The sequence below is a fragment of the Rummeliibacillus sp. JY-2-4R genome, from assembly GCF_053847205.1.
In genome coordinates, this window is record NZ_CM132623.1 from 3,469,338 (window position 1) to 3,482,914 (window position 13,577).

Here is a 13,577-nt window from a genome sequence, read left to right on the forward strand (position 1 = left end):
TATCATTCGTTAAACCTTCTCGATAGAATAATCAGCTAACTTAGTGATACATTCTTTTAATTCCTGCATAATTTTTTCTATTAATTCTTGCACAGTTGGCAAATCTTGAATGATTCCAGCAATTTGACCACTGTTTATAAATCCTTCATTTGTGTTTCCTTCAAGAGCACCTTTTACATGGAATACTTCACTTGTGCAATGGTTATATTCTTCTAATGTCATCCCATTTTTTTCAGCTAGGCTAACTTTTTCTGCATAAGGATTTCTCAATACGCGCCTTACTTGCCCAACAGATCTTCCTAGTATCATCGTTTCTTGATCACTTGCTTGTAAAATTCGGTCTTTATAAGAATTATGAACTGTCATTTCTTGTGTTGCTATAAAGCGTGTCCCCATTTGAATTCCTGATGCCCCTAGTGCTAGTACAGCAGCCAAGCCATCTCCATTTGCAATCCCACCTGCAGCTACTACAGGTATATTCACCGCTTTAGAGAGTTGTGGTATCAAAGTCAGGGTTGTTAACTCTAGATTTGAGTTAATACCTGCTGCTTCAAACCCTTCAGCAACCAATACATCTGCCCCAGCCTCTTCCGCCTTCATCGCATGCTTAACTGCTGCCACTACAACAATTACTTTAATTCCTGCCTCATGAAGTTTTACTATAAATGGGGCTGGGTTCCCGGCAGATAACGAAACGATTGGAACTTTGTGTGAAATGACAAGTTGTACGAGCTCTTTTGAATACTTATTTACATTTATCGGTATATTCACAGCAAATGGTTTAGTCGTCCTTTCTTTTGTTTCAATAATCAATTCTTCCACTTCTTGTGGGGGCATTGTGCCACATCCAATTGTCCCCAAGCCACCTGCATTACTTACTGAACTTGCTAAAATTGGGCTACTAATATTCCCCATACCACCTTGGATAATCGGATATTGAATGTTTAAGAGTTTGCATAAATTTCTCATAGAATCCACCTCATCTCATTCTATATTCATGTTATAATAAAATTCCAAATATTCAAAATTATATAACGGAGGATGTTACATGATTATCAATTATTTAAATAAAAAACCGGCTATTCGTGATTCTGTTTTTTTGGCACCTGGTGCGTATGTAATTGGCGATGTTTCAATTGGCGAACAAACTTCAATATGGTTTAATGCCGTATTACGTGGTGATGAAGATCGCATTACAATCGGGAACAAATGTAGTATTCAAGATAATTCAACTATTCATCTGTATGAAGGTGCGCCTGTAGTAATCGAGGATGAAGTTACTGTTGGCCACCAAGTTGTTTTACATGGTTGTAAAGTAGGAAAACGATCCATAATTGGCATGGGTTCAGTCATTTTAGACCACGCTGAAATTGGTGAAGAATGCATTATCGGTGCCAATACATTGATTACACAAGGTACAAAAATCCCCCCAAGATCTTTGGTTGTCGGTTCACCAGGAAAAGTAGTGCGTGAATTAACTGAAAAAGATTTGGATCTAATCCAACTTTCCATCGATACATATGTTCAAAAAGGACAAGAGTTCAAAAAGGAACTTAATTCGTAAGTCCTTGCTTCTATTAAAAGAATTCTTAAACAATATTGGAACTAATTTTGATATTACAATTCGAGTATTGATAGAAATGGGATTGGCTTTGCCAATCCCATTTTTAACTACTTATAATTTTCTTTTAGACTGAAAAAATTACTGTCCTGAAAAAACTGGCTCTCGTTTTTCATTGAATGCGTTTAATGCTTCGATTCGATCAGTTGTTGGGATTACTACTTCATAGCTTTCCGTTTCTAGTGCTAACGCCGATTGTATGTCCATATCAATCCCTTTTGAGATTGCATACTTTGCTTGGCGTATTGCAATTGGCCCATTCTTTGATATAGCAGCTGCTAATTCTAAACTTTTTGATAGAACCTCATCAACTGGGACGGCATGTAAAACAATTCCTAATTCTACTGCTTCTTTTGCCGATATTTTCTTCGCTGTAAATATCATTTCTTTTGCCTTCATCTCACCGATCAAACGTGGTAATCGTTGCGTACCACCAGCACCTGGTATGATTGCCCAACTTGTTTCCGTTAATCCAAGTAATGCTTTTTCTGAAGCTATGGCGAAGTCACATGCTAGTAACCATTCAAACCCACCGCCTAATGCATGGCCATTTACTGCAGCAATCGTTGGCTGAGGTAAATTCGCAATGCTATTAAAGACATCTCGAATAGCTTTTACATTTCGTTTTACCTCTTGGTCATTTAACGTTTTCCGTTCTTTTAAATCTGCTCCTGCGCTAAAGGCTTTTTCCCCTTCACCAGTGAAGATAACAATACGTACATCAGGGTTTTCGCTAATTTCGTTTACTATCTCTTGTAATTGCACAAGTACTTCATAATTAAAACAATTTAGAACGTCTGGACGGTTCACTGTGACAATTCCTATTTGCTCCTTGACTTCATAAAGAACGACGGACATTTATACTCCCCCTATTCCTGTATATTTTCGATAATTGTTGCAATCCCTTGACCAACACCAATACACATGGTTGCTAGGCCATATTTTGAATTTTGCTTTTTCATTTCATGTACAAGTGTTGTTAATATACGAGCACCACTTGCACCTAATGGATGTCCAAATGCAATAGCACCGCCATTTACATTTACAATAGAAGAATCTAATTCTAATTGTTTGATACATTCAAGTGATTGAGATGCGAATGCTTCATTTAGTTCTACGAGATCCATTTGATCAATTGAAAGATTTGCTCGTTTTAAAGCTTTTCTTGTTGCATAAATTGGCCCTAATCCCATAACAGCTGGTTCCAATCCTGCAATGGCTCCAGTTACATATTTAGCTAGTGGTTTAATCCCTAGTTCTTTTGCTTTTTCGGCATTCATTAAGAGTAATGCTGAAGCGCCATCATTAACACCTGAAGCATTTCCTGCAGTTACTGTACCATTTTCGAAAATAGGGCGTAATTGACTTAACTTTTCTCTAGTTGATTCTGGACGTGGATGCTCGTCTTTATCAAAAATAGTTACATTTCCTTTTCGGTCTGTTAGTTCAACAGGTACAATTTCTTCTTTGAAACGATCATTATCCATTGCTCTTTTTGCACGTTGTTGGCTTTCAAACGCAAAATCATCTTGTGCATCTCGACTGATATTATATTGCTTGGCAACATTTTCTGCGGTTTGTGGCATTGAATCTGAGCCATACATTTTATGTAACTTTGGATTCGTGAAACGCCAGCCAATCGTAGTATCAAATAGTTTTTGATCTCCTCTTGGATAATCGATTTCCGGCTTACCCATTACAAATGGTGCACGTGTCATGCTTTCAGTACCACCTGCAATGAATATATCCCCTTCACCACTTTTAATCGCACGAGCTGCATATTGCACTGCATCCATCCCTGAACCACATAAACGGTTGATCGTTGTACCACCGATTTCAATAGGTAGGCCTGCTAATAATCCAGCCATTCTAGCAACGTTTCGATTGTCTTCTCCAGCCTGGTTTGCATTACCGAAAATGACATCTTCAATTTGATCAACAGGTACATTAGGGTTTCTTTCTACTAAACTTTTAATCACAACGGCACCTAAATCATCTGGCCTTACTGATTTTAGCGCACCTTTATATTTACCAATTGGCGTTCTGACAGCATCTACAATTACAACTTCATTCATTTTTTCACCAATTCCTTTCTTTCTGAGTAATTGTATACGCCGCAACCACTTTTGCGTCCAAGGCGACCTGCTTTCACGTATTGTTCAAGTAATGGTGCTGGGCGATATTTTTCTCCAAGTTTTTCATGTAAATAACGTAAATTATTTAAACGTGCATCAAGACCCACCAAGTCTGCAAGCTCGAATGGCCCCATTGGATAATTTAGTCCTAGTTTAATAGCTTTATCGATATCTTCTGGGCTACCTAATCCCTCTTGTAGCATGTAAAATGCTTCGTTTCCTACTAATGCACTGATTCGACTTGTTACAAACCCTGGGAACTCATGAATAACAACTGTTTCTTTTCCCATTTGTTGCGCCACTTCGGCAATGATTTTAGCCGTTTCATCATTTGTTTCAAGCCCACGTACAATTTCAACCAATTTCATCTTGTGAACAGGATTGAAAAAGTGCATCGCAATGGTACGTTCTGGTCTTTTTGCAAAAGATGCAATTTCAGTTGGACTCATCGTGGAAGTATTCGTTGCAAAAAAGCATGTGTCTTTCGCGAATTCTTCCATTTTTTCAAATACAGCTTGTTTAATTTCCGCTTTTTCTGGCACAGCTTCAATGATTAGATCTGCATTTACTACCCCTTTTTGTAAATCAGTTGTGAATGATAAATTGCTTTGACTTTGAATTTTTTGTTGTTCGGAAATTTTGTTGTATTTAATGGCTTTATCAAATATTGTTTGAATTTCATTTTTTGCACTCGATAACGCATTCTCATTAACATCTACTAATGTTGTATCAAATCCACCTAGAGCGCTTACATAGGCAATGCCTCGTCCCATTACGCCTGAGCCAATTACAGTTATGTTCTTCATCTTCAAACCTCCAAAAAGTAGAATATGAAAATAGGGGGACCTCCCCCTATTCAATTTATTAATTTCGAAACAAACGCTTATCTATTAAATTCCTAGTGGATTTAATGGACGATTTCCATAGTAAGAAATGATACTTTTTGTTTCTGTATATAAATCTAGTGTTTCGATACATAGTTCACGACCGAAGCCAGATTGTTTGTATCCTCCAAATGGTGTACCTGGCATTGCTGAGAATGGGCAGTTCACCATAACGATACCTGCTTGGATTTGGTTAGCAACCCGTGTTGCTCTTGCACCGTCTTTTGACCATATTGCTGAGCCAAGGCCAAATTCTGTATCGTTTGCTAATTGAATTGCTTCTTTTTCATCTTTGAATTTCATAATGACTACAACTGGTCCAAAGATTTCTTCATTGACTACTTTCATCGAATGATTAACATTTGCAATGACTGTTGGTTCATACCAGAAACCATTTTCATAACCTTCTACTTGTGCGACTTTACCACCTGTTAAAATATCTGCTCCATCTTGAATAGCTGATTGTACATAACCATCAATCACATCTACTTGTTTTTGATCAATGATAGCGCCCATATGTGTTTCTTTTTCAAATGGATTGCCTAATTTGATTTGTTTCGTTTTAGCTACAAATTGTTCAACGAATTGTTCGTAAATATCTTCTTGTACATATAAGCGAGAACGTGCTTCACATGATTGACCAGAGTTATAGAAAATACCGTACAATGAGCCATCTACTGCTGCATCTAGGTCTGCGTCTGCAAATACGATGTTTGGTGATTTCCCACCTAGTTCTAGTGTTACGCGTTTTAATGTTTCTGAAGCCTTATTCATAATGTCTTTACCGATTGGCGTTGAACCTGTAAATGCCACTTTATCAACTTGTTTATGTTCAACAAGATAGTTGCCTACTTCAGATCCAGATCCAGGGATGATATTGACAACACCAGCTGGAACTCCTGCTTCTAAGCAAATTTCACCTAAGATGATTGCTGTTAATGGTGTTAATGAAGCTGGTTTTACGATTACTGAACAACCTACTGCGATAGCCGGTGCAATTTTCCATGCTGCCATCATGATTGGATAATTCCAAGGGATGATTTGTGCACAAACACCAACAGGTTCTTTTTCTGTGTAGTTGTGGAATTGGCCCGGCATATTATTTACTACACCACGATGTCCAACGATTGCACCTGCATAGAACTCAAAATCTTCAATTGCCTGATTGACTTGACCCTGTGCAGTACTTAATGATTTACCAGTATCCAAGATTTCTAGTTCCACTATTTCATTGAAACGAGCGCGCATAATGGAAGCAATCTTATTTAATACTTGTGCACGACGTCCTACAGGATATTTTCTCCACTTACCGTGATCAAAAGCTTCTCTTGCAGCTTGTACAGCACGTTCTGCATCTTCTTTACTTGCTTTTGCTACTTTTGCAACTAATTCACCAGTAGCTGGATTATAAGTTTCGATTGTTTTTCCATTTGAACTTTCTACTTTTTCACCATTGATAATTAGGTGATAGAAATCTCGTTTCAAAGAATTTTGTTCTACTACTGTTTGTGTTGTTGACATTTTACTTCCCCCTTTTATTTTCCTACAAAAACAGGTTTTCTTTTTTCCATAAACGCTTTGATACCTTCTTGATGATCATCTGTTAAGCCAGCAATTCTTTGCCCTTGTGCTTCATATTCTAAATAATCAGTTAAATTCAATTCTGCTGCTGCTTTTAATGCTCGTTTTGTTAAAGCGATTGCTTTTGTTGGAAGTGCAGCAAGATTTGTAGCATATTCTAAAACTGCAGCTTCGAATTGTTCATTCGGCACAACCTTTGTTGCAAGTCCAAGTTGCAACGCATCATGTGAAGAAATTCGTTCTCCAGTAAGTGAGATTTCAAGTGCTTTGGCATCGCCAATAAATTGTCTTAAATAATATAAATTTCCTGAATCAGGTATAAGCCCTACTTGGATAAATGCATTCATAAAGAATGATTTTTCAGCCATAATTCGAAAATCACATGCTAAGGCTAAGCTAAATCCTGCTCCTGCCGCTGCTCCATGTACCGCAGCAATAATCGGCTTTTCACACTGCTGGATTTTCATCACCATTGGTCCATATAAATTGCGCAATAATTCTCCATGATCCATTGATTCGTCTATCTCAGATAAATCCTGTCCTGAACAAAATCCTTTTCCTGCACCTTTTATAACAATGCAACGAACCCCATCTGAACTTTCCGCGGTTTTAATTGCTTTTGTTATTTCCTTGTTCATCGTAGAGGTAAAAGCATTTAAAGATTCAGGACGATTTAATGTAATAAAACAAACAGAATTCGTTACTTCATATTGAATAGATTCGAACATTCTATCGCCCCTTAAACTGAGGAGTGCGCTTTTCTACGAACGCTTTCATTCCCTCTTTTTGGTCTTCCGAAGAGAATAATAAGTAGAAGTTTTTCCGTTCATATTGCATTCCCTCATATAATGAATAGTCAACTGCCTTTGTCACAGATTCTTTAATCAGTCTGATGGCTAAAGGTGGTTTGTTACTGATCACTTCTGCAAATTTCAAGGCTTCTTCTTGCAAGATTTCAGGTTGAACGACTTTGTTTGCAACACCATAGTGCAGCGCTTCTTTTGCTGAAATACGTTTCGCACTCCAAATCCATTCTAGAGCTTTTGTGCGTCCAACTAGTTTAGTTAAACGTTGCGTGCCACCTGCTCCAGGCATAACACCCAAGTTTACTTCTGGAAAGCAGAATTCTGTTCCTTCAGCTGCGATTAAAATATCACAGCTTAAAGCAAGCTCGAAACCGCCTCCGAAAACATAGCCATGTACTGCTCCAATGATTGGCTTTTTCAATAAAGAAACACGGTCCCAATCTGCAAATTGGTTTAATAATTCCAAGCGAATCGTGTCATCAGAAGCCATCTCATCAATATCTGCTCCAGATGAGAAGGCCTTCCCTTTTCCGCTTATGACAATTACTCTTACGCTTTCATTTTGCTCGAACTTTTCAAATGCTTCTACGATTTCTCGAACCATTTTTCGGTTTAAAGAGTTATATTGTTTTGGACGGTTCAGTTCAACCAATCCGATACTATTTCGAATAGATATTGTAATGAATTGGAAATTCTCCACTACTCATCATCACCAATCATTAATGTGACAAGATTACCTGCAAAACTCATTAAGTCTTTGCCAGATGCTTTCCCTTCTTCAGAGCGCATGCCTTTTTTCAAATCTTCCGGGCTATCGTAAATCATTTCGCACATTAAATAATATGGCGCTTCCTTTCCCATTGGTGTCATACTGAACTTTGTTACTTTCATTTCACGTAAACCAGGAATCTTCTCCGTAATTGGAACATGCACCTCGTTGTAGTGTTTATCAAAAGCCACTTGATCCTCAGGTTTTTTATACAATGCGATTAATTTAGCCATTAATTTTCTCTCCTTTACATAATTGTTGAAACGGGTTTCATCGCTTCAAATGGATTTTTGCAACTCTTGCAATATAAGATACTTCGACAAGCTGTTGGGCCAAAGATATTGTCTAACGTCACATAAGTTGAACCACAATATGGGCAATCGACATGCCATGAGCCATCATCCTCGATATACTCTGGTGGTGCTGCGATGCCAAATTCTTTTAATCCCTTTTTCCCCTTCTCGGTAACTCGTTCGGAAGTCCAAGGTGGATTTTGTATAAATTCAACTTCTATTGACTCTACTTCATCAATGCTTTTAATGGCTTGAACAACACGATCTTGAATAATATTTAGCGCAGGGCACCCAGAAAAAGTAGGAAGCATTTGGATATGAACATGCTTTTCATTTACTTCAACCTTTTCAACCATCCCAAGATCAATCACACTGACTGTATCTATTTCCGGGTCCTTCACTAAATCAAGCACATCATAGACTTGATCCATTATTGATTGCGTCACAAACATCTAATCACTCTCCCGTATTACCAAGTTGCTTTAAGATTTGATGTATACACTTCAGACATTGTAGTAATTGCCTGTTGCAGTTCATCTGTATGTTCTCCATTGCGCCCATTAAGTGATGGCGCTTTTAGCTCTGGTAGTGGAATATTGATTTTTTTAAAAACTGGATTTAACAATAGTAGCCATCTTTCTATCAATTCATCGCTGCCTTCTATTAATCCACTAGCTACAATTTCCTTTTCTAGACTGCCAAATGAGAATAGATCGCCTGAATCTTCAATTACTCTATTTAAAGCCTCTTGCATTCTAAGTCTCGCTTCATCTGTTGATGTAAATAATTGGACAAACCATGTTTTCCAATGTAACAGATGGTAGTATAGCTCCATACTAATCTTCACTGCTGCTTCTTGTAATTTTTCATTGGAGCTAGACTTTAGTGAATCGATTTTTACCTTTTTAGCTACTGTATAGAGATAATTTCTTACAACTGCATACGCCCAGTCATATTGAGGATTTTCTAAATAAGTCCCCTCACCATTTTTACGTTCTACTAAAATACTATTTCTTCTTTCTACTACAGGGCGTAAATGTGCTAATGCATCAGCATCCCCAACATTCAATGATTCTAGTAAACGATAGAACATTGTCGCATGCCCCATTGTGTCCTGTGTGATAGATGAAAAGGCTACATCCTCTTCAATATGTGGTGCGAGCCCAAGCCATTCAGATCCTCGATAAGAGAAAAGAAAATCATCATCTGCTAATTGGAATAGGAGTTCAATTTCTGGCGCTTGTTTTTCGATTGTCATTTACTTTTTACCTCCTGACCAAGATAGAATTTCTTTTTCATCTAGCATCTGTTGTTCATAATGACGCCATTTCTTTTTCAAGTACCCGTAGCCCTTTGTATTCCGATAGTCTTTGTTATCTAAACGTTGTAGTATCTGTTTCTCCTCTTGATCTAATTTGCGAATATCCTGGCGATCAACTACCCAAACATCTACAACAGGCTCACGTCTCATAAAATTTTCTTGGGCCATTAATATGGCAATTTCTTTATTTGGTGCAAGTAAGCTAAATTGATGTTGAAATGCAGCTGTTGGTGTACGCTTACTGAAGACTTCATATTCTTTGTAAAATGTCTCGTTTTGCATAATAATTCCTCCTAGACAACTTTATGTCGTAATGCATCTCTAACCCAGGCACTATTTTCATAGGAAGTTCTTCGAAGTGCTAAACGTTCTTGAGATTTCGGTCCTTCATTGCGTTGCACCTTTTTAAAGTTCTCCCAATTTGGCTGTTCATAAATCCATTGCTTTTGTTCTTCATCGTAGTGCATTGTTTTGTCAGGTAACTCTAAGCCTAGAGATAAAATTCGTGGAACATATTTATCGAAGAAGCTTTGGCGTAGTTCTTCATTTGTATTAACGCGAATTTTGTATTTAATCGTAATGTCTTGTTTACTTGATCCTGTTGTTTGACTTGAAGCTGGGCCAAAGAAGAATAATAATGCTTCCCACCAACGATTTAATGCATCTTGCACCATTGCACGTTGCTCGTCTGTTCCTTCTGCAAGCGCCATGATAATAGCTTCACCATGTTGTGCATGGAATACTTCTTCTGCACAAATTCGTTGCAATGCTCTTGCATATGGACCATATGAAGCACCTAGCATATTCGTTTGTGAGATAATAGCTGCTCCATCTACTAACCAGCCAATGAGTCCTGCATCTCCCCAAGTCTTCGTTTCCATATGAAAGACATTATGGAATTTTAATCGACCTGCAAATAAATCCTGCATTAAATCATCACGGTTTTTACCATATGGCTTTAGTAAATCTTCTGCTACTCTTAGTAATAATTGTCCATGCCCCATCTCGTCTTGAACTTTAGCCATAATACCAAGTTTACGATAGAGAGAAGGAGCTTTTGGAACCCATTCTTTCTCCGGTAATGCTCCCATAATTTCACTAATGCCATGCATGGATATCAACTTAATAAGTGCTTTCCGATACTCTTCTGGCATCCAATCATCGACTTCAATTTTTTCGCCAGCTTCAATACGTGCTTCAAATTGCTCTTGCAACTGTTCTTGATTTAACTCTTCAGTTAACATTATGCAACCTCCTTATATAACGGATATTTTGATAAACGTAATATTATTGTTATATTTAACTTCAAAAAAATAGATTCTTTTTAAGACTCGATTAATTCAATAGGTTGTGAAGATACTAATATAGAATCCGTTGGGCATCCATCAACTGCATCCTCTAAATCTTCATATAAATCTTCAGGAACTGCCTCAATTCCTTCATTGTCATCTAACAATACAAAGGCGATTCCTTCGTCATTGTAATCAAAAATCTCTGGCGCACATGCTCCACATGAACCACACGCAATACATGTAGTTTGATTTATACGAGTGAATTTTGTCATATTAATTTCTCCCTTCTCCTCATAATTTAGATTGGCTGATTGGACTTAAGCCATTATACTGGTACTATGGAGCGGCTGTACTTTAGAAGTAGGATCAACAAATACCTTTGCATTGCTGACGGCAACGGGTGCTTCCCCAAAACCACTTGCAATTAATTTCACTTTGCCATCATATGTGCAAATATCTCCAGCAGCATAAATTCCTTTTATATTGGTTTCCATTCTAGAATTCACCACGATTGAATTCTTTTCGATATCTAAACCCCAATTTTTAATTGGTCCAAGAGTAGATAGGAAGCCAAAATTCACAATGACATCATCTACACCTTGTGTAATTGTTACACTTTCATCTTTTGCATGTTGTAACAATACTTGTTCAATCCTATCGCTACCGATTAGTTGTTTTGGTATATAGGGTGTTAATACATTGACAGTTGAACTCATTAGCTGTTCAACACTATGTTCATGGGCACGGAATTTATCACGACGGTGAACTAATGTAGTGTTTTTAGCAATTGGCTCAACCATTAATGCCCAATCCACTGCAGAGTCCCCTCCACCAAAGATGGTTACATTCTTGTTTCTAAAACGTTCTAAATCATTTACAAAATAGTGGATGTTTTTCCCTTTATATTGTTCTTCATTTTCTAGACCAAGAAGGCGTGGATTAAATGCACCATTACCTGCTGTAATTAAAATTGTTTTTGAATAATGTTTTTGTTTATTTGTATGAAGGATGAAAGTTTCATCTTCACTCTTCTCTATTACTTCTACTACTTCATCTAAAAAAACATCTGTAGGAAAAGTACTCATTTGTTGTTTTAAATTTTCGATTAAATCATATGCCTTCACTTTTGGAAAACCTGCAATATCGTAAATGTATTTTTCGGGATAGAGGGCAGACAGTTGTCCACCCAATTGAGGTAAGCTTTCAATAATTTGTACGCTCATCCCGCGTAAGCCCGCATAGAAAGCTGAAAACATTCCAACAGGTCCACCACCAATAATAATGATGTCCTTTACTGTTATATTACTCACGATTGAACAACTTCCTCTCTTTTCTCGTTTCTACGGTCCACAATACGAATTGCTTTACTTTCAAAACGAGGCAATTCTAAAGGTGCTTTTATTACAACATCTACAGAAATCAAACAAGCATTTTTGATTGAATGCTGAATTTTTCTCTTTAAATCAGTAGCAAGTGGATGTTGTAAATCTCCGCCAATTTCTTCAAATAACTTAGGAGCAATTTCAACTTGTAACTCTACTCCATCCATATTTCCTTTTTTCAGAAGATGAATTTGATAAAATGGGGATAATTGTTCTACTTTCAACAATTCCCTTTCAATTTCAGATGGAAAAACATTTACACCTCTGATAATCATCATGTCATCTGTACGTCCTTTAACACGAGCCATTCTTACCATCGTGCGTCCGCATTTACATTTCTCTCTATTTAGAGATGTAATATCACCTGTACGATAGCGGATGACTGGTAATGCTTCCTTCGTTAGCGACGTAATGACTAACTCTCCCTCTTCACCATCTGGAACTTGTTCTAAAGTCTCTGGATTAATAATCTCAACTAAGAAATGATCCTCTGCGATATGTAAGCCATCTTGCGCTTCATGGCACTCAATAGCAACGCCCGGTCCCATGACTTCACTTAATCCATAAATATCTACTGCTTTAATATCTAATTTCTCTTCGATGGTTTTGCGCATTTCCTCTGTCCAAGGCTCAGCACCGAAAATACCATATTCAATACCATTTGTTGCTGGGTCCATTCCTAATTTTTCCATTTTCTCTGCAACATTCAAAATATAAGATGGAGTACCCGCAATACCTCTTGGTTTTAAATCTTGAATCAATGTTACTTGGCGATCGGTGTTACCACCAGAAATAGGTACAACAGCGACACCTAACTTCTCTGCGCCATAGTGAAGGCCAACTCCCCCTGTAAATAGTCCATAACCATATGCATTATGGAAAACATCATTAGGAGTTCCACCTGCAGTTGCAATCGCTCTTGCTACGATTTCTGACCAAGTCTCAATATCTTTTTTTGTATAACCAACAATCGTCGGCTTACCACTTGTTCCAGAAGATCCATGAATTCTAACTACTTCTGAAAGTGGAACGGCGAATAGGCCAGTTGGATAATGCTCACGTAAGTCTTTCTTTTTTGTAAATGGCAATTTCTTTATATCTTCGAGACTTTTAATATCTGATGGTCTTATATTGAGCTCATCAAATTTCTCTTTATAAAATGGAACGTTTCTGTAAACCCTTTCAATAGTTTCCATAAGGCGTTGAAATTGTATCTCTTGTATTTCCCCGTGTGATAATGTTTCAACTTCTGGATTGTACATCCAAGCACCCCTTTGCTTAAGAAATAAAAAACAATTTTATATAACACTATAATTACGACTCGTTATATACTCGTAATCTACATTCATAATAATTAATGTGTTCAGAATTGTCAATAAATTAATTATATTCTACAAAATAGTTATTTTTATCTCTTTCCCACTTAAATTTTATTAAAAAATAACACCAATATGGTATTTCGAACTTAAACCTTCAGACTTTTTCTTTTTATA

General features: G+C 37.3%; 16 protein-coding genes. 1 reads left to right on the forward strand and 15 read right to left on the reverse strand.

Going from position 1 to position 13,577, the window contains the following annotated elements; genetic code table 11:
* Positions 1-9 precede the first annotated feature (9 nt).
* On the reverse strand, positions 10-969 hold the full coding sequence (locus ACWV26_RS17045; protein WP_455895875.1) for an NAD(P)H-dependent flavin oxidoreductase: 960 nt from the start codon (positions 967-969) through the stop codon (positions 10-12).
* Positions 970-1,048: 79 nt separating this feature from the next.
* Here ACWV26_RS17045 and ACWV26_RS17050 point away from each other — a divergent pair, with 79 nt between their 5' ends.
* Complete coding sequence (locus tag ACWV26_RS17050; RefSeq protein WP_455895876.1) at positions 1,049-1,564, forward strand: gamma carbonic anhydrase family protein; 516 nt, start codon at positions 1,049-1,051, stop codon at positions 1,562-1,564.
* Between the two features lie 138 nt (positions 1,565-1,702).
* On the opposite strand, the gene ACWV26_RS17055 is transcribed toward ACWV26_RS17050, so the two are convergent.
* From ACWV26_RS17055 to ACWV26_RS17120, 14 genes are all read right to left on the reverse strand, one after another.
* The gene (locus tag ACWV26_RS17055; RefSeq protein ID WP_455895877.1) at positions 1,703-2,479 is read right to left on the reverse strand and encodes an enoyl-CoA hydratase-related protein; all 777 of its coding nucleotides are present in this window, start codon (positions 2,477-2,479) and stop codon (positions 1,703-1,705) included.
* An 11-nt stretch (positions 2,480-2,490) separates the two neighbouring features.
* On the reverse strand, positions 2,491-3,696 hold the full coding sequence (locus ACWV26_RS17060; protein WP_455895878.1) for a 3-oxoadipyl-CoA thiolase: 1,206 nt from the start codon (positions 3,694-3,696) through the stop codon (positions 2,491-2,493).
* Positions 3,693-4,562, reverse strand: a complete 870-nt coding sequence (locus ACWV26_RS17065) for a 3-hydroxyacyl-CoA dehydrogenase (protein ID WP_455895879.1) — start codon at positions 4,560-4,562, stop codon at positions 3,693-3,695. The genes ACWV26_RS17060 and ACWV26_RS17065 overlap by 4 nt, the downstream gene beginning before the upstream one ends.
* A gap of 84 nt (positions 4,563-4,646) precedes the next feature.
* The gene (locus ACWV26_RS17070) at positions 4,647-6,161 is read right to left on the reverse strand and encodes an aldehyde dehydrogenase family protein (protein ID WP_455895880.1); all 1,515 of its coding nucleotides are present in this window, start codon (positions 6,159-6,161) and stop codon (positions 4,647-4,649) included.
* A gap of 14 nt (positions 6,162-6,175) precedes the next feature.
* Positions 6,176-6,949, reverse strand: a complete 774-nt coding sequence (locus tag ACWV26_RS17075; protein WP_455895881.1) for an enoyl-CoA hydratase/isomerase family protein — start codon at positions 6,947-6,949, stop codon at positions 6,176-6,178.
* Position 6,950: 1 nt separating this feature from the next.
* Positions 6,951-7,727, reverse strand: coding sequence for an enoyl-CoA hydratase/isomerase family protein (locus ACWV26_RS17080; protein ID WP_455895882.1), 777 nt, complete (start codon positions 7,725-7,727; stop codon positions 6,951-6,953).
* Entirely contained in the window at positions 7,727-8,029 is a 303-nt protein-coding gene (locus ACWV26_RS17085) for an EthD family reductase (RefSeq protein WP_455895883.1), read from the reverse strand. The genes ACWV26_RS17080 and ACWV26_RS17085 overlap by 1 nt, the downstream gene beginning before the upstream one ends.
* 14 nt (positions 8,030-8,043) lie before the next feature.
* A complete protein-coding gene (gene paaD / locus ACWV26_RS17090; RefSeq protein ID WP_455895884.1) occupies positions 8,044-8,541 on the reverse strand; it encodes a 1,2-phenylacetyl-CoA epoxidase subunit PaaD in 498 nt (165 codons plus the stop codon).
* Positions 8,542-8,558: 17 nt separating this feature from the next.
* Positions 8,559-9,347, reverse strand: coding sequence for a 1,2-phenylacetyl-CoA epoxidase subunit PaaC (paaC, locus tag ACWV26_RS17095; RefSeq protein WP_455895885.1), 789 nt, complete (start codon positions 9,345-9,347; stop codon positions 8,559-8,561).
* A complete protein-coding gene (gene paaB, locus ACWV26_RS17100) occupies positions 9,348-9,692 on the reverse strand; it encodes a 1,2-phenylacetyl-CoA epoxidase subunit PaaB (RefSeq protein WP_455895886.1) in 345 nt (114 codons plus the stop codon).
* Between the two features lie 11 nt (positions 9,693-9,703).
* Positions 9,704-10,654 carry a 1,2-phenylacetyl-CoA epoxidase subunit PaaA gene (gene paaA / locus ACWV26_RS17105; protein WP_455895887.1) on the reverse strand — a complete coding sequence of 317 codons (951 nt, stop codon included), beginning with the start codon at positions 10,652-10,654 and terminating at the stop codon, positions 9,704-9,706.
* 80 nt (positions 10,655-10,734) lie between these two features.
* Positions 10,735-10,974 carry a ferredoxin gene (locus ACWV26_RS17110; protein WP_455895888.1) on the reverse strand — a complete coding sequence of 80 codons (240 nt, stop codon included), beginning with the start codon at positions 10,972-10,974 and terminating at the stop codon, positions 10,735-10,737.
* 45 nt (positions 10,975-11,019) lie between these two features.
* Positions 11,020-12,015 (reverse strand): NAD(P)/FAD-dependent oxidoreductase, encoded by a 996-nt coding sequence (locus tag ACWV26_RS17115; protein ID WP_455898286.1) that lies wholly within the window; start codon positions 12,013-12,015, stop codon positions 11,020-11,022.
* The gene (locus ACWV26_RS17120) at positions 12,009-13,346 is read right to left on the reverse strand and encodes a phenylacetate--CoA ligase family protein (protein WP_455895889.1); all 1,338 of its coding nucleotides are present in this window, start codon (positions 13,344-13,346) and stop codon (positions 12,009-12,011) included. Before ACWV26_RS17120 ends, ACWV26_RS17115 begins: the two co-directional genes overlap by 7 nt.
* Positions 13,347-13,577: the final 231 nt, after the last annotated feature.